The organism is Caballeronia hypogeia (genome assembly GCF_001544875.2).
Lineage (GTDB): Bacteria > Pseudomonadota > Gammaproteobacteria > Burkholderiales > Burkholderiaceae > Caballeronia > Caballeronia hypogeia.
In genome coordinates this window covers 20,310-41,458 of the sequence record NZ_FCOA02000026.1, presented here as the reverse complement: position 1 = coordinate 41,458, position 21,149 = coordinate 20,310, and the positions used below count along the sequence as shown (strand labels likewise).

The window sequence follows — 21,149 nt, the reverse complement described above, 5'->3', positions numbered from 1 at the left end:
ACGACGAACGAAGCAAACGGGGGTGTCATGGGCGTTCGATAAAACGTTCGTTGAGGACGATCGCGGTACGCGCGCCGCACGGGGCCGCGCCTGCCGGACCACGCAGATTCTAATCCTTCAAAAAGCCCTGCCTGATGCGCTCCAGACACTCCGCGACGGCGTTTCCGTCGACGGGCTTGCTGAGAAAGCACACCGCGCCGCCGTCGAGCGCCTGACGGCGCGCCGCATCGGAGGCGAATGCGGTGATGAACATGACGGGCACGTCGAAGCGAAGCTCGCGCAGCCGCTGCTGCAATTGCAGGCCCGATATGCCGGGCATGTTGAGATCGGTGATGACGCATGCGAGGCCGTCGAGCGAATCGGCTTCGAGAAACGATTCCGCCGACGAATACAGACTGACCTCCCAGCCGAGCGAACGCAGCAGGCTGGAAGAAGCGACGCGGACGGATTCGTCATCGTCGATCACGGAAACTCTCGATGGAACTGGCAAGGCGTTGTCCTGTACCGGGCGTGAATGTCGGCGGGCACGGGACGGGTCCACCGCTTGAATGAAGCCATCTTACGCAGCCGGCCACGGCCGGGAAATCATATGTACGTATAGGTCTCGTGCAGGCTCTCGCTCGCTTCCAGAAACCGCAGCAGCGCGCGCACCTTGCTCGAATGCCGCCGGTTCGGCAGATACGCGGCGTAGATGACGGCGCCGGCGTCGTGCGGGGTCGCTTCGTGGTCGTCCAGCAGCCGCGCGAGACGCCCGGCGCGCAGGTCCGCCTCGACGAGCCACGCGGGCAACAGCGCGATGCCACGCCCCGCGAGCGCGCCTTCCAGCAGCATGTCGATATTGTTGGAAAGCAGATGCCCATGCACTTCCACGCGCGCTTCCCGTTCGTGCGCGCGAAACGTCCACGCTTGCCGCGTGCGATGACTGCCGCCATACGCGAAGCGCAGGCATTCGTGCGCGGCAAGCTCCTCGGGCTTTTGCGGCGCGCCGCTGCGCGCCAGATACGCGCCGCTCGCGACCAGGAAGCGCGGATTGTCCGCGAGCTTGCGCACGACGAGATTGCCGTCGCGGTCCGGCGAACCGATGCGCACCGCCAGATCGATGCGCTCCGCCGCGAGATCCGCGTAACCATCCGCGACGACGACATCCATGAACACGCGCGGATGGTCAGCCAGAAACGCCGCGAACAACGGCGCGAGCCGCAGCCGCCCGTACGCCGACGGCACCGCGACGCGCAGCGCGCCGACCGGCGACGCGCCGCTGTCGAACACGCTTTCGTCGGCTTCAGCGAGCTCGTCGAGCAGCTTGCCGATCTGTTCCACGTAGGCGATGCCCGCATCGGTCAGGCTCACCTTGCGCGGCGTGCGCGTGAGCAGCGCCGCGCCGAGCGAGGCTTCGAGCGCATCCATCAGACGGGTGACGGAAGAGGTCGCCACGCCGAGACGCTGCGCGGCCTTCGCGAAGCCGCCCGCGTCCGCGACTTCGATCAGCGTTTTCAACGCCTGTAATTTGTCCATGATTTCATTGCGTGCAGCGCAACACAAGCTTGCTTTTCAAGTGTATTCCAAAGAATACACGCAACGAATAAGCTACGCATCGATGCTCAATCCCGAACCCAGGAAAGCACGTTACGCGGCGACACCGTATAGTCGCCCTCTGCCATACAAGGAACCCTCATGTCGACCCCCACATCGAGCGCGCTCGACGGCACGAAACACATCGAACTCACGCGCGGCCTGATCGCGCTCTTTGCGTTCTGCTGCGGCGCGATCGTCGCGAATCTGTACTACGCGCAGCCCATCACCGAACTCATCGCGCCCGACCTGCACATGGCGAACGGCATGGCGAGTCTCATCGTGTCGCTCACGCAGATCGGTTATGCGCTGGGGCTGTTCTTCATCATGCCGCTCGGCGATCTGCTCGAAAACCGCAAGCTGATGATCGCGACCGCGCTCGTTTCCATCGCGAGTCTGACGGCCGCGACGCTCACGCACACGCCCGGCTGGTTTCTCGTGATCTCGCTGCTGATCGGGTTTTCTTCGGTGGCGGTGCAGATTCTGGTTCCGCTCGCGGCGCATCTCGCGCCGGACGAATCGCGCGGCAAGGTGGTCGGCACGATCATGAGCGGCCTGTTGCTCGGCATCCTTTTATCGCGGCCGATTTCGAGCCTCGTCGCGGGCCATTTCGGCTGGCGCGCGATGTTCGGCGCAGCCGCCGTGCTGATGGTCGTCATCACGACCGTGCTCGCGCTCACGATCCCGCGCCGTCAGCCGAGTCATCAGGCGACGTACTTCCAGTTGATCGGCTCGCTCGGCCATCTGGTGCGCGCCATGCCGGTGCTGCGGCATCGCTCGCTGTACCAGGCGCTGATGTTCGCTTCGTTCAGCCTGTTCTGGACCGCAATTCCCGTCGAGCTGACGCGGCATTACGGTCTCACGCAGACGGCCATCGGCATCTTCGCGCTGATCGGCGCGACGGGCGCGACGTCCGCGCCGATCGCCGGACGCCTGGCCGACGCCGGCCACACGGTGCGCGCGACCTTCATCGCGCTGATTCTCGCGGCGATCGCGTATTTGCCGGTGGTGATTCATCCGGCGTGGGGCGTCGGCGCGCTCGTCGTGACGGGCATCGCGCTCGACTTCGCCGTGCAGATGAACATGGTGCTCGGCCAGCGCGAAATCTATGCGTTGCACGCGGCGAGCCGCAACCGGCTGAATGCGGTTTATATGACGAGCATTTTCGTGGGCGGCGCGCTCGGCTCGGCATTCGCGAGTCCGCTTTACGAGCACGGCGGCTGGACGCTGGTCGCGACCGTCGCAACGGTATTTCCGCTGCTCGCGCTGGCGCATTTCCTTCTGGTCGGGCGGCATCATTCCGCCGCGACCTATTCGCAGGGCTGATTCAAGGCTTGGGAATGCGGATGCGGCTGATCATCAGCGAGCCGGAGATCGCGTAGATCAGCACGAGCGGATGCAGCGTGAAGCCGCCGATGCGCCATGTGCCGAGCCACATGCTTTCGCCGATCGCGCCCGACCACGCACCGATGGTCAGCAGCAGCACGATGAGAAACGAGGTGGGGATCGGCGTGCCCTCGAAATGCGTGACCTTGCCGCTCGCGCCCGACATCTCTTCCGTGGTGACGTTGTAGCGCGCGAGCCGCGACACGCCGCACGCGACGAAATACGCGAGGATCACGCGGTCATAAAGCCCGCGCATGCCGAATCCATAGCCGATGATCGCCGGCGCGACGCCGAACGAGATCACGTCGGCGAGCGAATCCAGCTCCTTGCCCAACAGGGATGCCTTCTGCCGCCACCGCGCGATGCGGCCGTCGAGCACGTCGAAGACTAGCGCGGCGAACACCAGCGCGCAGGCGAGATAGATATGCAGGACGTCGGAATCGTCGAGATAGGACATCGACGAGAACAGCGCGCCTGTGCCGCATACCGCGTTGCCCAGCGTGAACCAGTCGGCCAGGTGGAAATCGCGGATCATCGAGAATCGTTTCATTCGTGTCTGTTTTCGTGATGTTCGCTCGGGCGTCCGACCCGGGCGCCGCGCAATCGTTCAAGTCTATCATCGCGCCCTCTTTCGAAAGCACGCCGCATGCCCGCGAACCTGAACGCGAACGTACAGGTTTGCGTTATACTCTGCGGCGTTCGTTCTTCTTGCGCCGTCCCGCCATGTCTCCGACCAAGCCCGCGCTGCTCACCGTCCGCGACGCCGCGGAGCGCCTGCAAGTCACCCCGCGCACGCTCAAGTACTACGAAGAACGCGGGCTCGTCACGCCCACGCGCAGCGAGGGCCGTTACCGGCTCTACAGCGAGCAGGACCTCGAATCGTTCGCGCGCGTTCTGCGGCTGCGCTCGCTCGGGTTCTCGCTGGAAGGCATCGTCGAGATGCTCAAGCGGCCGCTCGAAACGCTCGGCGAAGGCCGCACCGGCTATTCCGCCGTGTCACTGCGCGAAATCGAACAGGCGCTGTCGCAACAGATCGAAGCCGTCGATGCGCGCATCGGCGCCGTGCGACGCGAATTGAAGGAAGCGCAGGCGGTGCGCGGCGAACTGGCGAAAGACCTCGACTATCTGCGGCGCAGAATCGCCGGCGAAAGCAAGGAAAGCCTGTTGCAGGAACGTCTGTCCGCGCGCAAGCCGCGCAAGTCGAAACCCGCCGAGGACGACGCTGAATGAACGTCCCTCCGGTCAGATCCTCGAAGCCGCTCGCGGATCGACTGCTGGGCGATCTGTTTCCGTGGGCCATTGCGCTCGCCACCGGCCTGGACTATTTCGACAACTCCGTCTTCGCGTTTTTCACGAGCTATATCGCGGGCGGCGTCAACGCGTCTCCCGATGAACTCGTCTGGGCGTCGAGCGCATACGCGGTGGCGTCCGTGCTCGGCATTCTTCAGCAACAGTGGTGGATCGAGCGGCTCGGCAACCGCCGCTATATCGCCGGCTGCCTGTTTCTGTTCGCGGCGGGCGCGGTGGCGGCGACGCTCGCCGAATCGTCCGTCGAACTGGCGCTCGCACGCGGCTTTCAGGGCTATTTCATCGGCCCGATGATGAGCGCGGCGCGCATTCTCATTCAGACGCGTTTCACGCCGCAGGAACGCCCGGTCGCCACGCGCCGCTTTCTGAACATGATCCTGCTCGGCACCGCGCTCGCGCCCTTGTGCGGCGGCTATCTCGTCGCGTGGGTGGGATGGCGCGCGCTGTTCTCGTCCACCGCGTTCGCGGGCATGGCGCTCGGCGTTCTCGCGTTCGTGGCGGTGCCGTCGACCGGGCGCGTGCATCCGGAAGAACGCAGCGATACGCACTTCTGGCCGTACCTCATCTTCGCGTTCGCGCAAGGCGCGTTGCAGATCGTCATGCAGCAAGTGCGTTTCCAGCTTTTCAGCACCTCGCCCGAACTCATCGTGCTGACCGCCGCAGGGCTGCTTTCGCTCGGCTGGTTCGCGTGGCATCAGTGGCATCATCCGAAGCCGCTGCTGCGTCTGCATGCGTTGCGCGAGAAGACGTTTCAGGTCGGCATCGCGTTGTACATCGCGTTCTATTACATCAACAACGCAATGAGCTTTCTCGTCTCGCGTCTGCTGGAAGGCGGCCTGAATTATCCGGTCGAAAACGCGGGGCGGCTCGTCGGATTCACGTCGATGGTCTCGCTCGTGATGGCCGCCGTCTATTTCCGTTACGCGTCGCGCATCAAGCACAAGAAGTGGCTGATCGCGACCGGCTTTCTGCTGGCTGCGTTCATCGGCACATGGATGATCAACCTGCCGCCCAGTGTCAGCATGCCCTGGCTCGTTGCGCCGATGGTGCTGCGCGGCCTGCTGCTGCTCTTCATCGCGCTGCCGGTGGCGAATCTCACGTTCCGCGTGTTCGACATCGACGAGTACAGTCATAGCTATCGCTTCAAGAACATCGTGAAGCAACTGACGTATTCCTTCTCCACGGCGACCATCATCATTCTCGAACAGCATCGCGTCGCGCTGCATCAGACGCGGCTCGCCGAAACCGTCAATCCGTACAACCCGAACTTTCAGAGCGCGTATGAAACGCTGATTGGCGGATTCGAGCGCATGGGACACGGGCTTGCACAGGCGAAAAGCCTTGCGCTCGTGGAGATCAGCCGGCTCGTCACGCAGCAGGCGAATTTCCTCGGTTCGCTGGATGGCTTCTATTTCATCATCGGCGTCGCGCTGTGTGCGAGCGTGATCGCGATCTGGCAGAAGAGAATCGACTGACGCGTTTATCATGAGCGCACGACCTACTCTCTCGCGCTCATTCCATGCTCCCGTCAGGTGATTCGTACGAAGCCGTAGCAGCCCGATTCGAATGGCGCATTCCCGCGCGCTACAACATCGCGCAGGACGTGTGCGACAAATGGGCGGACGGCTCGGGCCGGCTCGCGCTGATGGTCGAGGCGGCGGATGCGTCGCAAACGCGCTATAGCTTCGACGACCTCAGGCGTCTCTCGAACCGCTTCGCCAACGCGATGAAAGCGCGCGGCGTCGAGCGCGGCGACCGCGTCGCGATCTTCGTGCGGCAATCGGTGGAGGCGGCCATCGCGCATCTCGCCGCTTATCGCATGGGCTGTATCGCGGTGCCGCTGTTCGCGCTGTTCGGCATGGACGCCATCGAGTTCCGCCTCGCGCATTCGGGTGCGAAGGCCGTCATCACGGACGCCGAGGGTGCAGCCAAAATCGCGCGGATCCGCGACGCGCTGCCCGAACTGCAGCATCTCTTTTCCACCGAAACCGATTTCTGGCCCGCCATCGAAGCCGCATCCGACGATGAAACCCTCGTCGACACCGCCGCCGATGATCCCGCCGTCATCATCTACACGTCGGGCACGACGGGCAAGCCGAAGGGCGCGCTGCACGGGCATCGGATTCTGCTCGGGCATCTGCCGGGCGTGGAGATGTCGCAGCAATGCTTTCCGCGCGACGCCACGTTGTTCTGGACGCCCGCCGACTGGGCCTGGATCGGCGGCCTGTTCGACGTGCTCATGCCGTCGTGGCATCACGGCGTGCCGGTGCTCGCGCGCCGCTTCGACAAGTTCGACGGCGCCGCCGCGTACGACCTGCTCGTGCGCAACCAGGTAAGTCACACGTTCCTGCCGCCGACCGCGCTCAAGATGATGCGCGCCACGCCCGGCGCGCAACGCGAGGGACTCGCGCTGCGCTCGGTGGCGAGCGGCGGCGAATCGCTCGGCGCGGAGTTGCTGGCGTGGGGCCGCGCGATGCTCGGCGTCACCATCAACGAGTTCTACGGGCAGACCGAATGCAACATGGTGCTGTCGTCGTGCGAGAAATGGTTCGAGCCGCGCAACGGGTTCATCGGCCGCGTGGTGCCGGGGCACGACGTCGCGGTCGTCGATGACAGCGGCTCGCCATTGCCGCACGGCACGCAAGGACATATCGCGATCAGGAGACCCGATCCCGTGATGTTCCTCGGCTACTGGCGCGACGAAGCCGCGACCGCGCAGAAGTTTCGCGACGACTTTCTCCTGACGGGCGATCTCGGCACGCTCGACGACGAGGGCTTCTTCCGCTTCATCGGCCGCGACGACGATGTCATCACGAGCGCGGGTTATCGCATCGGGCCGGGTCCGATCGAAGACTGTCTGATCAGGCATCCGGCGGTGCGCTTCGCGGCGGTCATCGGCGTGCCGGATGCGAAGCGCACCGAGATCGTCTGTGCGGTGGTCGTGCTCAACGACGGCTTCCAGCCCGGCGATGCGCTCGTGCGCGAATTGCAGGAACACGTGCGCACGCGGCTCGCGGCGCACGAGTATCCGCGTGAAGTGCACTTCGTCGCCGAACTGCCGATGACCGCGACAGGCAAGGTCATCCGCAAGTCGCTACGCGCGCACTTCACGCCGGACAAGGGCTAGGCCGGCTCGCGCAACATCTCCGCGACCGCGCGCATCGCGAGCGTGTAGCCCTGCACGCCGAGCCCGCATATCACGCCGCGCGCCGCCAGCGAAACGAGCGAATGCCGATACTGCTCGTCACGCTGATGGATGTTCGTGATATGCACTTCGATCACCGGCTTTTTTATGAGCTTGATCGCATCGAGCACCGGAATCGACGCGAACGAGAAGCCCGCCGGATTGATGATCACGGCCGCTTCCTTCTCGAACGCTTCCTGCAGCCAGTCGACCATCACGCCTTCGTGATTGGTCTGGCGGAAGTCGCTCTGCAGGCCGAGTTCATCGGCGAGCGTTTCGGAGCGCGCCTGCACTTCTGCGAGCGTCGTGGTGCCGTAAAGATGCGGCTCGCGCTTGCCCAGCATGTTGAGATTGGAGCCGTTCAAAATATAGACGAGTGGTTTCATGTGCAGCGTCGATTCAGTGGGATTGCAAGGAGGAATGCGAAGTCGCGCCGGCCACTTCGGCCGCGGAATCGGTGCGGTTCATGTCGATGCCGAGCGTTTCGGGCGCCGTGAGAATCATCGCGAGCGAGATCACGTTGAACACGACGCACACCGCCACCACGCCCCACGGCGAGCCGTTGCACACCGCGAAGAGCCACACGGCGAGCACCGGCATCGGGCCGCCCGCGACGAGATTCGCGCCCGTGTAGGCCAGCGCCGAACCCGAGTAGCGCACGTTGGTCGGGAACGCTTCGGCGAACGCCACCGGCTGGATGCCGCTCTGGAACTGCGTGAAACCCAGGAAGAAGCCCATCGCCAGGAGCATCGGCATGAAGCTCTTCGTGTCGAGAATCTGGAAGTAGACGAAGAGCATCAGTAAAGTCGCCGTCGAGCCGATGGCGAGCGCGCGGCGGCGTCCGATGCGATCGCTCAGCATGCCCCCCGCCAGCGCGCCGACGATCGCGCAGACGTTCGCGCCCATCAGCAGCAGAAAGCCGGTCTGCTTCGGCACGCCGAGGGTCTTCGTCACGTAGGAGAGCGAGAACACGACGATCAGATAGAAGATCGCCGCCGGGCCGCAGAAGAACAGCATCCAGCGGAGCACGGTGCGCCAGTGCAGGCGCAGCGCGTCGCGCAGCGGGCTGCCGACATCCGCCACTTCGGTCTTCGACAGCGCGACGAACGCGGGCGTCTCCGATACGCGCAGCCGGATATACACACCGACGATCACGAGCACGAAACTCAGCACGAACGGAATGCGCCAGCCGTAGCTGTCGAAGGCCTCGGCGGACATCGACGACGACAGCGCGAGCAGCACGCCGTTCGCCATGATCTGGCTCAACGGCGAGCACAGGCCGAGCAGGCCCGAATACTTGCCGCGCGAAGCGGGGCTGGCGTGCTCGATCGCCATCAGTTGCGCGCCGGTCGACTCGCCGCCGAGCGCGAAGCCTTGCAGGATGCGCAGGATCACGAGCAGCAACGGCGCCCACACGCCGATGCTCGCGTAGGTCGGCAGGAAGCCCATCAGCATCGACGCGAGACCCATCACCGTGACGGTGCCGAGCATCAGATTGCGGCGGCCGAGCTTGTCGCCGAGATGACCGCAGATGATCGCGCCGAGCGGACGCGCCGCGAGCCCGACGCCGAAGGTCGCGAGCGACGCCAATAGCGCGGAAGTCGAATCCATCGCGGGAAAAAACAGCTTCGGCAAAACGGTCGCGGCGAGCGCGCCGTAGAGCGTGAAGTCGAACCATTCGAGCGCCGTGCCTATGGCGGCGGCGGTCACGGCGCGGGTGCGCATCGCCTGATGCGCGTCGCCTGAATCGTGCATGTTCGCGTGCATGTCTGCGTGTCTCCTCTCTGTGTTTTGAGCCGTCCATTCCGGCATGGCGCACAGATTAACAGCAGTGGTGGGACATCGTTCCAGGGTGGAATTTCATCCCGGCATGTGCAATCATGCCGCTCGAACCCCACATGAAGAGCGAGACAAAGCGATGCCCGGCGTCACCGAACGAACCCTCGCGGTCCTCGAATTTCTCGCGACGCAAATGGAAGGCACGCCGCTCGCGATGATCTCCGACCAGCTCGAAATCCCGCGCAGCGCATGCCACCGGCTGCTCGTCGACCTGAAGCAATGCGGCTACGTGCGACAGTTGCGCGAGCACGGCGACTACGTGCTGACGACCAAGCTCGTCGGTCTCGGGCTGAGCTATCTGGCGACGTCAGGCATCGTGGATATCGCGCAAAGCATGCTGGACCGTCTTGCCGAGAGTTCCGGCGAGCTGGTGCGTCTCGCAATCGTCGATGGCGACCGGCTCACGTGGGTCGCCAAGTCGCAAGGCGCGCTGAAGGGTTTACGTTACGACCCGGACATGGGCATGGACACGATCCTGTCGTGCAGCGCCACGGGACACGCATGGATGATGACGATGACCGACGAACGCGCGCTCGAACTCGTCTCGCGCCAGGGCTTCGGAACACCGAAGCAATACGGGCCGCGCGCGCCGACCACGGTCGCGGGCCTGCTCGAATTCGTGCACGCCGCGCGTGCTCGCGGCTACGCGACGATCAACGAGGTCTTCGCGCCCGGCATGACCGCGATGGCCGCGCCCGTGCAGCGGCGCGGCTATGCGGCGATCGGCGTGATCAGCATCGCGGGGCCGCTGGTGCGGCTCACGGAAGCGCGCATGGCCACGCTCGGGCCGACACTGCTGGCGGCGGCGAACGAACTGGCGGCGGCGAGTCTCGCGTCGCCGTTGTTCAGCAGAGCGCGCTGATCGCGTTTCAAAGGCGGGTGCGCAGTTCGGCGAGTTGATCCACGAGCCTGTCGACGTGTTCGTCGGTCGTGCGCCACGACGACACGCTGATGCGAAAAGCCGGGCGCGACTGCCACACTGTCGGCCCGAACCAGACCTCGCCCGACGCCTGTGCGGCCTGGCGAATCGCCACCGTATGCTCGTCGGTCGCGGCGCGCACCAGCACCTGATTGATGACCACGCGATTGAGCACGTCGTATCCGGCGTCGCGCAATCCTTCCGCGATCCTCGACGCCTGCGCGCAGTGACGCTCGATCATGCTCGCGACACCCGAACGGCCGAGTGCGCGCAGCGCCGCCCAGATCGGAATACCGCGCGGTCTGCGCGAAAACTCGAGATTCAGGTTCTTCTGCGCATCCTGCGCGCCGCTCAGATACGCCGCGTCGCTGTTCATTGCCGATGCGAGCGCCGCGGCATCCCGGCAGATCACCATCGCTCCGTCGTAAGGCGTGTTGAGCCACTTGTGGCCATCGGTCGTCCAGCTGTCGGCGCCGTCCACACCTTCCGTCAGGAAGCCCTTCGACGATGCGCGCGCCCACAGACCGAACGCGCCATCCACATGCACCCACGCGCCCGCCGCCCGGGCACGCGGAATCAGCGCGGCGAACGGGTCGAATTCGCCGGTGTTGACCTCGCCCGCCTGCATGCAGAAGATCGTCATGTCGTCGAGAGGCGGCATGCGGTCAGGATCGATGCGCCCGTGTCCGTCCACCGGTGCGACCACCACGCGCTTCATGCCGAAGCCCAGCACGCGCAGCGCCTTCTTCACGGTGATGTGCGCCATCTCGGAGATGACGACCTTGACTTCCGGTGCGCCGATGAGCCCGTCCGCATCGAAATCCCAGCCTTTGCGCGACAGCAACGTGCGGCGCGCAGCGGCGATGGCGACGAGCGTGCACGCGGTCGCGCTCGTGCCGAAGCCGACCGCGCTCTCACGGGGCAGATCCAGCGCTTCGACAACCCAGCGCGCCGCGATGCGTTCGACGGTGGCCGACACCGGCGAGTTGTCGAACGACGACGCGCATTGATCCCACGCGAGCATCAGACGTTCAGCCGCCGCCGCCGCGGGCAAGGTCGCGCCAACGACAAAGCCGAAATAGCGCGGACCATTGGAGACGGCTGTTGCGGGCGAGCCGCGTTCATCGAGCAGACGAAGGCCGTCGAGAGGCGGCCGGCCGAGATCGGGAAGGGGCTCGTCGAATGCTTCGAGGTTCGCCAGCGTGGCGGCATCGGGAAAGACCCGGCGCTCGTCCACCGATTCCAGATACCGGCGTGCGCGCTGATTCGCTTCTTCGAGCAGGGTCAGTTCATCCATGTTTTCATTATTCATTCGACCGCCGCCACGCAATCGATTTCAATGTCGAATCCGCCGGGCCACGCGGGCACGTTGACGAAAATGCGCGCGGGCGGATTCGGGCCAAAGAAACGCGCATAGATTGCGTTGACGGCGCCGAATGCCTCGACGGACGTGCAATAGACATTGCACTTCAACACCTGATCGAGCGAAGAGCCCGCCGCCTCCACGCACAGCTTCAGTTGCCGGAGCACGAGCTCCGTCTGCAGTTCGATGCCGGCGTCCGCCACCACCTCGCCGGTTTCCGGGTCGAAGGGCGGAAAGCCCGACACGTACACCGTGCCGTCGTGGCGCGTGACGGCTGAAGTCGGCGCCTTGAAGCGTTCGAGCCACGTCGAAAGAGGTTCGACGCGGATGATTTCGCGAGCCATGTTCCTGATCTCCTTTGTATTCTGAAACTACGCGCGCTCGCCAAAAATTCCGTTGAGATCGTTCCCCGCCGCCGCATCTTTGAAGCCGTCGAAGCGGCCATCGACGAGACCCTGCGCCGCACGCATGAAGCCGCCCCATGCAGCGCGCGCGAGCCCGCCGCCGACGCTCACGCGCCGCACGCCCAGCGCGGCGACATCGTTCAAGGTGAACTCCGAGACGCCGCCTATCAGCAGATTCACCGGCTTCGGCGCGACCGCCTTCACGACGGCTTCGATCTGCTCGCGTGTCTTGATGCCGGGCGCATAGAGGCAATCCGCGCCGGCATCCGAATAGGCTTTGAGACGCGCGATGGCGTCGTCCAGATCAGGCTTGCCCGCGAAGAAATTTTCCGCGCGACCGACGAGCAGGGTATCGCCGCCGCTTTCATCGATTGCGCGCCGCGCGGCCTTCATGCGCTCGACCGCGACATCGACCGGGAACAGAGGCGTCGATGCATCGCCGGTCGAATCCTCGATCGACAAACCCGCGACGCCCGCCTGCACCGCGAGCTTCACGCTCTGCGCGACTTCCGCCGGACTCGCGCCGAAGCCGCTTTCGAAGTCCGCGTTCACGGGCAGATCGGTCGCCTCGACCATTTCGCGCAGGTGGGCGAGCACGGCGTCGCGCGTGACGTGATTGTCCGCGCGTCCATGCGACCACGCGAAGCCGGAACTCGTCGTGGCGAGCGCCTTGAAGCCGAGCGTCGCGAGATAGCGCGCGGAGCCGACATCCCATGGATTGGGCAACATGAAACAACCGGATTCGTGCAGCGTGCGAAAGGCCGCGCGCTTTTCGGCGACGGTGCGGGGCATGACGTGTCTCCTTTCTGTCCAGGGGTCAGAGAAGGAAGATACGCGAATACGTGCGGGCGCGTATTTCACCCGCGCGGCGCCCGGTTGATTAGCGCCCGCTAAGTCTCTCTTAAGCGAACGCAGACTACGCTCGAAGCTTTCCAATTTCAATGAGAGACGAGATGGCGCATGCCAAGAAAGCGCTCGCCAAGGTTCCGGAAGTGACCCTGGCGTTCTGGATCATCAAGATCGCGGCAACCACGCTGGGAGAGACCGGCGGCGACGCACTCTCGATGTCGATGAATCTCGGCTATCTGATGAGCACGTTCATCTTCGCGGGCGTGTTCATCGCCGCGGTGATCGCGCAAATCAAGGCGGAGCGGTTTCATCCGGTGCTGTACTGGATCACGATCATCGCGACGACGACCGTCGGCACCACGCTCGCCGACTTCGCGGACCGCTCGCTCGGCATCGGCTATGCGGGCGGCAGCGCGATTCTGCTCGCGTTGTTGTTCGCGTCGCTCGCGGTGTGGCATCGCTCGATGGGCTCGGTGTCGGTCTGGACGATCTCATCGCCGAAAGCGGAGGCGTTCTACTGGGTGACGATCATGTTCTCGCAGACGCTCGGCACCGCGCTCGGCGACTGGACGGCCGACAGCGCGGGCTTCGGCTACACGGGCGCGGCGCTGATCTTCGGCGGCTTGCTGCTGCTGATCGTGATCGCCTACTACGTCACCGATATTTCACGCACCGTGCTGTTCTGGAGCGCGTTCATTCTGACGCGGCCGCTCGGCGCCGTGGTCGGCGATTTCCTCGACAAGCCCGTCGCTAACGGCGGACTCGCGATGAGCCGATACGGCGCATCGATCGCGCTCGTCATGTTCATCGTCGTGTGCGTGGTGATGTTCAGGCAAAGGCCCGCGCGCGTGGCGCACTGACGCGTCCGCTAACGAGGGCCGCAGAGTTCCTGACAGCGCTGCTGCGAGTAATTCCATGCGGAAAATGGAATGTTCGGGTCGCCCTCGCCCGGAACGATCCAGGGATCCGGCCCGAACATCCTGAAGGATTCGAACAGCGCCGCAGCGCTCATTTCCGGTCCGGTCGCATCGAGCAGAAATTGATCGACCACGCGCCGTGCATGCGTCAATGCGGCGTCGAGGTCCTCGAACCTGAATGGGCCGCTCCGATAGTCGGCATCCATGTAGTGACCGAAGTCGTCGACATACAGCGTGCGCTGGTTCATGCGATGACCTTGCTCAAAGCTTCGATGACCGGCTTGTCGTAGGCGCTGTTCAGCACGTCGCCGAGCTTCGCGGCCGGAACGAGGATCACGGCCTGACTTTCCCAGCCCATGTCCGCGGGATTGCCGGCGACGCGCTCCGCAAGGTAGTAGCGCGTGCAGGACTGACTGCGCTTCACATCCACCAGATGCGCGATCAGGCGCACACGCAGGCCGGACTCCTCGAATGCCTCGATCAGCGCGGTGGCCTGTGCCGACTTTTCGTGCATCGTGCCTTTCGGGAAAGTCGCGTCATAGTTGCCGAAGCGGTTGGTCGGAGCGACGAGCCACACCCGGCCGTCCGGCTCACGGACCACGACGCCCGCCGCGCCCTTGTATCCCGACGGCACTTCGAAGGCCGGTTCGCACAGCGTCTCCGGTTGTTCCGATGCCAGCGGCACATCGCTTTCGGAGCGCGTGGAAGTTCCATTGATATACGCCGGAACTTCGCCATCCGGCACCACGCACGCGATGGCGTCCGCCTGACTCCATGCAGCGAGCGCGGAAGGAGTGCTGGGCTTCCTGATCTCGACATGGCCGCCGGAATCGTTCCTTCGCGGATGGATCACCGGGCCTGTGTTCTCGCTCTTCTGCAGCTCATACAAGGCGTGCCATACGTCGTGGTAGACGTGCGCCCGCTCCGCGCCCTGTTTCTGCGCGACCTCGCTCTTGAAGTTGCTGTATTGCAGATCCGCGATCATCGACGCCATCGCGGCGGTCACGCTCGCACGCGGCGCAACCGCGCGAAACCGGTAGTCGTTGGTCCTGCTTTCGGTGATCGGGCCGAGCCGCGGCAAATACTGTACGCGCAATGCTTCGAGATCGCCACGCACGCGGGCGCGCACAGTGAGCGTATCGGCGGCGATGTCGCCCGGCTTTTGCACGACGCTGAAGAAACCGATCGAAGTGATGATCCACATGAGGCGTTACCTCTATTCTTGTCCTTGGTTATTCGGGCGCCGCCAGAGCTCGACGACTTAGTTGCATTAAACTACTTACTATCTTAAGCCGAGTTAGTGGCACACTGCAACTAAGAAAGATGCCGATCAAGAAACTGTTCCCGTTCGTGACCGCCGACATCGCGCTCTTCACCATCGACGACGACACACTGCGCGTGCTGCTGGTCAAGCGCGCGAACCCGCCGGCGAAAGGTGCGTGGGCGCTGCCCGGTGGCGCGATCGATCCCGACGCGGATGCCAGCCTCGACGAAGCGGCGCGGCGCGTGCTTTCAGGCAAGACGCTGGTCGACGTGCCGTTTCTGGAGCAGGTGGCCACGTTCAGCGGCGCGGCGCGGGATCCGCGCGGCTGGTCGTTGAGCGCGCTGTATTACGCGCTGCTGCCGCGCGATCAGATATCGGCGGTGGCCGGCAGGAAGACGGAAGCGATCGCGTGGGCGAACGCATTCGCGGCCGATGTCGAACTGGCGTTCGACCACGCGGAGTTGCTGGCCACGGCGCTGGAGAAGTTGCGCGACAAGGTCGAACGCGCCGCGCTGCCGCTGCATCTGCTTCCCGAGCGCTTCACGCTGACCGAGTTGCAGCGGACCTGCGAGATCATTCAGGGCCGCGCGCTGGATAAAAGCTCGTTTCGCCGGCGCCTTAAGGACGAACCGAACCTGATCGAACTGGAGGGCGAATTCCTGCGCGGCGCGCAACGGCCCGCGCAGTTGTATCGAGCGATCGAGGGCTTTCGCTTCTGATGCTTCGCGGCAAAAAAAAGCGCCCCGGCTTCGTTCGCACGGGGCGCCTCAACGGCGTCAGTCAACCGTCACCTCACGCCGCACTCGCCACCTCAGGTTCGTTCACCCGGCCGAGAATCATGTCCGCCGCCTTCTCCCCGATCATGATCGTGGGCGCGTTGGTATTGCCCGAGACGATCGTTGGCATGACGGACGCATCGACCACGCGCAAGCCCTGCACGCCACGCACGCGCAATTGCGGATCAACCACCGATGCAGCATCGCCGCCCATGCGGCACGTGCCCACCGGATGAAACGCGGTGTCCGCGTGGCTTCTGATGGTTTCACGGATGACGTCGTCGTCGGACCCGTCGGCGCGCAGATTCGCCACGTTGGCCACGCCCCCGAAACGCGCCAGCGCGGGCTGCTCCAGAATCCGCTTGAGTACATGCACGCCCGCAACGAGGGTATCCATGTCGCGTGAATCGGAAAGCATGTTCAGATCGATGAGCGGCGCCTCGCGCGTATCCGGCGACTTCAGGCGCAGTTCGCCACGGCTGTATGGACGCAGCACGCACATGTGGACCGAATAGCCGTGCCCGTAGCGCATCGGCCGCGTCACGGCCGCGGTCATGAAATGCGCCTGGAGATCGGGATCGGCGAGATCGGCGCTGCTCTTGAAGAAGCCGCCCGCCTCCACGATGTTGCCCGTCAGCATGCCTGAGCGCTCGCGCTGGTAGCGTCGCCACTCTTTCAGCAAGCGCCAGCCGCCGCCGATGGACGCGCCCAGCAGATCCGTCGTCCGCACCTTGAGCTGACAAAGCAGCACGTCGACGTGTTCCTGCAGATTGCGTCCGACTTCCGGCGACGCGGCGATCACCGGCACGCCGAGTTCGCGCAGATGGTCCACGGGCCCGATGCCGGACGCCATCAGCAATTGCGGCGAACCGAACGCGCCGGCACTCACGATGACTTCACGGCGCGCGCTGATCGTCATGAGCTGACCGTCGCGGCGAATCTCGACGCCTATCGCGCGCGTGCCCTCGAACACGATGCGCACGGCCTGCGAGTCGGTCAGTACTTGCAGGTTCGGATACCGGCTCAGACGCTTGTCGTCGCCCGAATGCAGATACGCGCGCGCGGCATTCCAGCGCTCGCCGTTGCGCTGCGTGACCTGGAAGCAGCCGACGCCTTCCTGCGTGTGGCCGTTGAAATCATGGTTGTACCGATGACCCGCCGCCTGCGCCGCCTCGATGAAATAGCGTGAAAACGGATTGGGCGAGCGCAGGTCGCTCACGGCGAGCGGACCCTTGCCGCCGTGCAGTTCGTCATCGCGACCGCCTGCGCGCTCGTTGCACTCCGAGCGTTTGAAATACGGCAGCACCTCGTCCCAGCTCCAGCCGTCGCAGCCCGCCTGCGCCCAGCGGTCGTAATCGCGCGGCACGCCGCGGATGTAGATCATGCCGTTGATCGACGAACTTCCGCCGAGCCCGCGGCCGCGCGGCTGACGCCCGCGACGTTCGTTCAGAAGCGGCTGGCGCTGCGTGCGATAACCGTAGTTGCGCGGCCCCGCCTTGCCGGCAGTCAGCACGAGACCGAGCGGCGTCGTGACGAGCGCGCTGTGATCCTGCGGCCCCGCCTCGATGACCGCGACGCTGTGCGTCCCGGTCTGCGCGATGCGCCCCGCCACCGCGCAGCCCGCCGAGCCCGCGCCCACGACGATATAGTCGAAAATCGTATCCATGTCTCATAGCCTCCGGCGCTCGGGCCGACGCATCAAACCGGGTCCCAGCTGAACACGTCGCCGGATACGTCGAGCGGAACGAACGACGGCGCCATGGCCGGACGCAGATGGCTCGCGAGCGTCTCGGGCGTCCAGCCTTCGGCGCGCTGCATCGCGCGAATCGGGCGCGGCTGGCTCATCAGGAAAATCTCGTTGCGGCGCACGGTGAAGATCTGCGCGTTGACATCGGCGGCGGCGTCGCTCGCGAGAAACACGGCGAGCGGCGCGATATCGGCAGGAGACATCGTGCGTGCTTTCGCAAGACGCTCGGCCTGATCCGGCGTCTCCGGAATCGAGCCCGCCATGCGGCTCCACGCGAACGGCGAGATGCAGTTCGAGCGCACGTTGTAGCGTGCCATGTCGAGTGCGAGCGACTTCGACAATCCCGCGACGCCCAGCTTCGCCGCCGCATAGTTCGCCTGCCCGACGTTGCCGATCAGCCCCGACGTGGACGTCATGTGCACGAAGCAGCCGCTCTTCTGGGCGCGAAAATGCGCGGCCGCGGCGCGGCTCACATTGAACGAGCCGTAGAGATGCACGCGCAGCACGGCGTCGAATTCTTCCGGCGTCATCTGATGGAAGATACGGTCGCGCAGAATCCCCGCGTTGTTCACCACGCTGTCGATGCGCCCAAACGTGCCGATCGCCGTCTCGACGATCCGCTCCGCGCCCGCCGTGTCCGCAACGCTGTCGCGATTCACGACCGCTTCGCCGCCCGCCGCGCGAATCATGTCGACGACTTCCTGGCCCGGATCCTCACCGCTCTCACCACCGTTCACACTGACGCCGACGTCATTCACGACGACCTTCGCGCCGTGCTTGCCCATCAACAGCGCGATTTCGCGTCCAATGCCGCGTCCCGCGCCCGTCACGATCACGACCTTGCCGTCCATCATCTTTTCGCTCATGTCCCTTGTCTCCTTTAAGTCAGCGGAACGCCGCCGTATTCGTGATCTCGCGCCCCTGAATGAGCGCGAGAATGCCGTTCATGCCGTCGGGCACCTGGAAGACGCGCGCGTCGCGCCACATCTGTTCGAGCCCGAGTTCCTCGCTAATGCCCATTGCGCCGTGAATCTGCATCGCGAGATGGATCGCGCGCTCGCAGGCCTGCGTCGCGTAGCGTTTCGCCATTGCCGATGTGCCGTTCGCGCGCAGCCCGCGATCGATGCAATCGAGCGCGTAGTAGCACATGAGGCGCGACGACACGATCGCCGTTTCGATATCCGCGAGATCCTGCTGCACAAGCTGGTGACTTGCGAGCGGCTTGCCGAACTGCTCGCGCGATGCGGCGTAATCGCGCGCGAGATCGAACGCCTTTTGCGCGAGATGCACGCACATCAGGCCGAGCAGCGGACGATTGCCGTTCCAGGCCATCGTCAGGGTCTTGGCCGCGTCGCCCGCATCGCCGACGATATGACTCGCCGGCACGCGCACGCGCTCGAACACCAGTTCGCTCAGATGCCCCTGACGCAAGCCCGTGATCGTCGTCTCGCGTATTTCGATGTCGATTTCGCTGCGATCGATCAGCGCGCGGCGCGTGATCGGCCGGCCCTTTTCATCGACGCCCGTCACGCACGAGACATTGATGACATCCGCAATCGACGCATTCGTGATCCACATCTTGCGGCCGGTGAGATACGCGTCGTCGCCGTCGATTTCGAGGCGTGTGCGGATCGCGCCCGAGTCCGATCCCGCGTTGGCTTCCGTATTCGCGGTGCACGCGATCTTGCGGCCCGCGATCAGGTCCGGCAGATAGCGTTCGCGTATGTGGGCCGGACAACCCAGATGAATGCGCAGGATCGTGCCTTCGTGCGACGCGAGCGACAGCGCGACCACCGGCGGCAACTGCTCGAGAATGAGCCCGTAATCGAGCATCTTCAGACCACCGCCGCCCGCCTCGGCCGGCAGGCGCGGCGCGGTGATGCCAAGTTCCGCGAAGGCGCTGAAGATGTCGAGCATCGCGGCCTTCGGCAAGGGCTTGTCGGGCGCGTGCGCGCGCAAGACCGGCTCGACGCGCATGCTCACCATGCGCTTCGCGGCCGCGACCATCATGTCCTGTTCTTCGGTCAGTGCGAAATTCATTCGTCCACCCGCTTTCTATGAGCCTCGATAAACCGGCGCGCGCTTTTCCGCGAACGCCTTGCGTCCTTCAATGCGGTCGTCGCTGTCGCGCAGCAGTCCCCATTCACGATTCGCCTGCGCGACGAAATCGCGTGGCGCGAGATGCGCCGACTGCACGGCGAGCTGCTTTACCGCCTGCACCGCGAGTGGTCCGTTCGCGGCGATGCGCGATGCGAGCGTCATCCCCAGATCGAGCAGATTCGCGAGCGGCACGACATCGCTGACGAGACCGATGCGCGACGCCTCGTTCGCATCGATACGCTCGCCCGTCAGCGCCATCTTCATCGCGTGCGCGGCGGGAATGGCGCGCAGCAAGTACTGCACGCCGCCGCACGCGGGCACGCTCGCCACCTTCACTTCGGGCAGGCCGAAGCTGGCGCTTTCCGTCGCGATGCGCAGATCGCATTGCAGCGCGAGCTCCAGCCCGCCGCCCAGGCAATAGCCATTGATCGCGGCGATCATCGGTTTCCAGATGCCTAGGTCGGAGAAGTCGAGCAGACGCGTGTAGCCGCCCTGCTCGCTTTCCGCGCGACGGCTCTTGTAGGCGCCCGCCGCGAAACCTTTCTCGGGCGGCAACGTCGATTTGAGATTCGCGCCGGTGCAAAACGCGCGCTCGCCCGCGCCGGTGATGACGATCGCGCGCACCGCGTCGTCGTCCTGACAGGCGGCGAGATGCGTGCGCAGCGCGTGCAGTTCGTCGACGGCGAGCGCGTTGAGCGATTCGGGCGCGTCGAGCGTGAGAATCGCGACGTGGTTGTCGAGCCGGTAGTGAACGGTCATGGCGCGCTCCTCAAACGCTCGGGCTCGAAAGCGAGCGCCCGCCGCAGACATAGAGCGTCTGCCCGGTGATGTACGACGCGGCGCGGCTCGTGAACATCAGCACCGCGTGCGCGATATCCTCCGGCTGGCCGATGCGCTGCACCGGCACCGTCGCCTTAAGCTTCTGGCGCTGCTCGTCGGTGTAGCTCGCCATCAGCGGCGTTTCGACGATGCCCGGCGCGATCGCGTTCACGGTCACGCCGTTCTTCGCGAGCTCGATCGCGAGTGAGCGCGTGAGGCTCACGACGCCGCCCTTCGCCGCCGAATAGTTCGACTGCCCGAAGCCGCCGAGCCATGCGCGCGACGAGATGTTCACGATGCGTCCATAACCTTGCTCGATCATGCCCGGCACGACCGCATGCGCGCACAGGAATTGCGACTTCAGATTGACGTCGATGACGAAGTCCCAGTCTTCCTCGCTCATCTTCACGAAGCGCTTGTCGCGCGTGATGCCCGCGTTGTTGACGAGAATGTCCGGCGTCTTCCAGCGCGCGGTGATTTCCGCGACGGCGTGGCGCACTTCGTCGGCCTTCGTCACGTCGACGCGCATGCCCACGAGCCTTCCTTCCTGCGTCGGCAGCGCTTCCAGCGCCGCGCCGTTGAGATCGAACACGGCCACGTTGTGTCCCGCATCGAGCAACGCCTTCGTGAGGCCCAGACCGATGCCTTGCGCGCCACCGGTGACGATCGCGATTTGCTTGTCCATGAGTCGTGATTCCTTCG

22 protein-coding genes are annotated in these 21,149 nt (G+C 64.8%); 7 read left to right on the top strand and 15 right to left on the bottom strand.

The features are described from left to right. Positions 1–109 precede the first annotated feature (109 nt). Both AWB79_RS28700 and AWB79_RS28695 read right to left on the bottom strand, forming a co-directional pair. Positions 110–466 (bottom strand): response regulator transcription factor, encoded by a 357-nt coding sequence (locus AWB79_RS28700; protein WP_082862494.1) that lies wholly within the window; start codon positions 464–466, stop codon positions 110–112. A 119-nt stretch (positions 467–585) separates the two neighbouring features. Then, positions 586–1,515 (bottom strand): LysR family transcriptional regulator, encoded by a 930-nt coding sequence (locus AWB79_RS28695; protein WP_082862493.1) that lies wholly within the window; start codon positions 1,513–1,515, stop codon positions 586–588. Positions 1,516–1,674: 159 nt separating this feature from the next. Here AWB79_RS28695 and AWB79_RS28690 point away from each other — a divergent pair, with 159 nt between their 5' ends. Beyond that, positions 1,675–2,898 carry an MFS transporter gene (locus tag AWB79_RS28690; protein WP_061170843.1) on the top strand — a complete coding sequence of 408 codons (1,224 nt, stop codon included), beginning with the start codon at positions 1,675–1,677 and terminating at the stop codon, positions 2,896–2,898. Position 2,899: 1 nt separating this feature from the next. Here AWB79_RS28690 and pssA read toward each other — a convergent pair whose 3' ends face one another. Further along, positions 2,900–3,508 carry a CDP-diacylglycerol--serine O-phosphatidyltransferase gene (pssA, locus tag AWB79_RS28685; protein ID WP_014253085.1) on the bottom strand — a complete coding sequence of 203 codons (609 nt, stop codon included), beginning with the start codon at positions 3,506–3,508 and terminating at the stop codon, positions 2,900–2,902. A 173-nt stretch (positions 3,509–3,681) separates the two neighbouring features. On the opposite strand from pssA, the gene AWB79_RS28680 reads away from it, so the two are divergent. From AWB79_RS28680 to AWB79_RS28670, 3 genes are read left to right on the top strand one after another with little or no spacing between them, the layout of a single operon-like run. Then, positions 3,682–4,188: a MerR family transcriptional regulator gene (locus tag AWB79_RS28680; protein ID WP_061170902.1), complete on the top strand. Its 507-nt coding sequence runs from the start codon at positions 3,682–3,684 to the stop codon at positions 4,186–4,188. Further along, complete coding sequence (locus AWB79_RS28675) at positions 4,185–5,741, top strand: MFS transporter (RefSeq protein WP_061170842.1); 1,557 nt, start codon at positions 4,185–4,187, stop codon at positions 5,739–5,741. Before AWB79_RS28680 ends, AWB79_RS28675 begins: the two co-directional genes overlap by 4 nt. Positions 5,742–5,785: 44 nt before the next feature. After that, positions 5,786–7,393 (top strand): acyl-CoA synthetase, encoded by a 1,608-nt coding sequence (locus AWB79_RS28670; RefSeq protein ID WP_061170841.1) that lies wholly within the window; start codon positions 5,786–5,788, stop codon positions 7,391–7,393. Here AWB79_RS28670 and AWB79_RS28665 read toward each other — a convergent pair. Continuing rightward, on the bottom strand, positions 7,390–7,836 hold the full coding sequence (locus AWB79_RS28665; RefSeq protein ID WP_061170840.1) for a type II 3-dehydroquinate dehydratase: 447 nt from the start codon (positions 7,834–7,836) through the stop codon (positions 7,390–7,392). The genes AWB79_RS28670 and AWB79_RS28665 overlap by 4 nt on opposite strands. 13 nt (positions 7,837–7,849) lie before the next feature. Further along, the gene (locus AWB79_RS28660) at positions 7,850–9,217 is read right to left on the bottom strand and encodes an MFS transporter (RefSeq protein WP_061170839.1); all 1,368 of its coding nucleotides are present in this window, start codon (positions 9,215–9,217) and stop codon (positions 7,850–7,852) included. A 151-nt stretch (positions 9,218–9,368) separates the two neighbouring features. Here AWB79_RS28660 and AWB79_RS28655 point away from each other — a divergent pair, with 151 nt between their 5' ends. Next, positions 9,369–10,151, top strand: a complete 783-nt coding sequence (locus tag AWB79_RS28655) for an IclR family transcriptional regulator (protein WP_061170838.1) — start codon at positions 9,369–9,371, stop codon at positions 10,149–10,151. Between the two features lie 7 nt (positions 10,152–10,158). Here AWB79_RS28655 and AWB79_RS28650 read toward each other — a convergent pair whose 3' ends face one another. The 3 genes from AWB79_RS28650 to AWB79_RS28640 are packed head-to-tail and all read right to left on the bottom strand — an operon-like array spanning position 10,159 to position 12,767. After that, a complete protein-coding gene (locus AWB79_RS28650; RefSeq protein ID WP_061170901.1) occupies positions 10,159–11,505 on the bottom strand; it encodes a pyridoxal phosphate-dependent decarboxylase family protein in 1,347 nt (448 codons plus the stop codon). Positions 11,506–11,516: 11 nt separating this feature from the next. After that, a complete protein-coding gene (locus AWB79_RS28645; protein WP_061170837.1) occupies positions 11,517–11,915 on the bottom strand; it encodes a RidA family protein in 399 nt (132 codons plus the stop codon). A gap of 27 nt (positions 11,916–11,942) precedes the next feature. Then, positions 11,943–12,767 (bottom strand): isocitrate lyase/PEP mutase family protein, encoded by an 825-nt coding sequence (locus tag AWB79_RS28640; RefSeq protein ID WP_061170836.1) that lies wholly within the window; start codon positions 12,765–12,767, stop codon positions 11,943–11,945. Positions 12,768–12,928: 161 nt separating this feature from the next. Here AWB79_RS28640 and AWB79_RS28635 point away from each other — a divergent pair, with 161 nt between their 5' ends. Then, complete coding sequence (locus AWB79_RS28635; RefSeq protein WP_096031627.1) at positions 12,929–13,684, top strand: COG4705 family protein; 756 nt, start codon at positions 12,929–12,931, stop codon at positions 13,682–13,684. Positions 13,685–13,692: 8 nt separating this feature from the next. Here AWB79_RS28635 and AWB79_RS28630 read toward each other — a convergent pair whose 3' ends face one another. Together AWB79_RS28630 and AWB79_RS38960 are read right to left on the bottom strand one after the other, a co-directional pair. Continuing rightward, a complete protein-coding gene (locus AWB79_RS28630) occupies positions 13,693–13,989 on the bottom strand; it encodes a hypothetical protein (protein ID WP_061170834.1) in 297 nt (98 codons plus the stop codon). Then, positions 13,986–14,945, bottom strand: a complete 960-nt coding sequence (locus AWB79_RS38960) for an NUDIX hydrolase (RefSeq protein WP_061170833.1) — start codon at positions 14,943–14,945, stop codon at positions 13,986–13,988. The genes AWB79_RS28630 and AWB79_RS38960 overlap by 4 nt, the downstream gene beginning before the upstream one ends. 119 nt (positions 14,946–15,064) lie before the next feature. Between AWB79_RS38960 and AWB79_RS28620 the strand changes: the two genes are divergently transcribed. Further along, positions 15,065–15,724, top strand: a complete 660-nt coding sequence (locus AWB79_RS28620) for an NrtR DNA-binding winged helix domain-containing protein (RefSeq protein WP_061170832.1) — start codon at positions 15,065–15,067, stop codon at positions 15,722–15,724. 73 nt (positions 15,725–15,797) lie between these two features. Here AWB79_RS28620 and AWB79_RS28615 read toward each other — a convergent pair whose 3' ends face one another. Genes AWB79_RS28615 through AWB79_RS28595 form a run of 5 tightly spaced genes read right to left on the bottom strand, consistent with a single transcriptional unit; the run spans position 15,798 to position 21,132 of the window. Then, on the bottom strand, positions 15,798–17,447 hold the full coding sequence (locus AWB79_RS28615) for a GMC family oxidoreductase (RefSeq protein WP_061170831.1): 1,650 nt from the start codon (positions 17,445–17,447) through the stop codon (positions 15,798–15,800). Between the two features lie 32 nt (positions 17,448–17,479). Further along, positions 17,480–18,394 (bottom strand): SDR family NAD(P)-dependent oxidoreductase, encoded by a 915-nt coding sequence (locus AWB79_RS28610; protein WP_061170830.1) that lies wholly within the window; start codon positions 18,392–18,394, stop codon positions 17,480–17,482. Between the two features lie 19 nt (positions 18,395–18,413). Continuing rightward, positions 18,414–19,568, bottom strand: a complete 1,155-nt coding sequence (locus tag AWB79_RS28605) for an acyl-CoA dehydrogenase family protein (RefSeq protein WP_061170829.1) — start codon at positions 19,566–19,568, stop codon at positions 18,414–18,416. A gap of 15 nt (positions 19,569–19,583) precedes the next feature. Next, the gene (locus tag AWB79_RS28600) at positions 19,584–20,387 is read right to left on the bottom strand and encodes an enoyl-CoA hydratase/isomerase family protein (RefSeq protein ID WP_061170828.1); all 804 of its coding nucleotides are present in this window, start codon (positions 20,385–20,387) and stop codon (positions 19,584–19,586) included. Between the two features lie 10 nt (positions 20,388–20,397). Next, on the bottom strand, positions 20,398–21,132 hold the full coding sequence (locus AWB79_RS28595; RefSeq protein ID WP_061170827.1) for an SDR family oxidoreductase: 735 nt from the start codon (positions 21,130–21,132) through the stop codon (positions 20,398–20,400). Positions 21,133–21,149 lie beyond the last annotated feature (17 nt).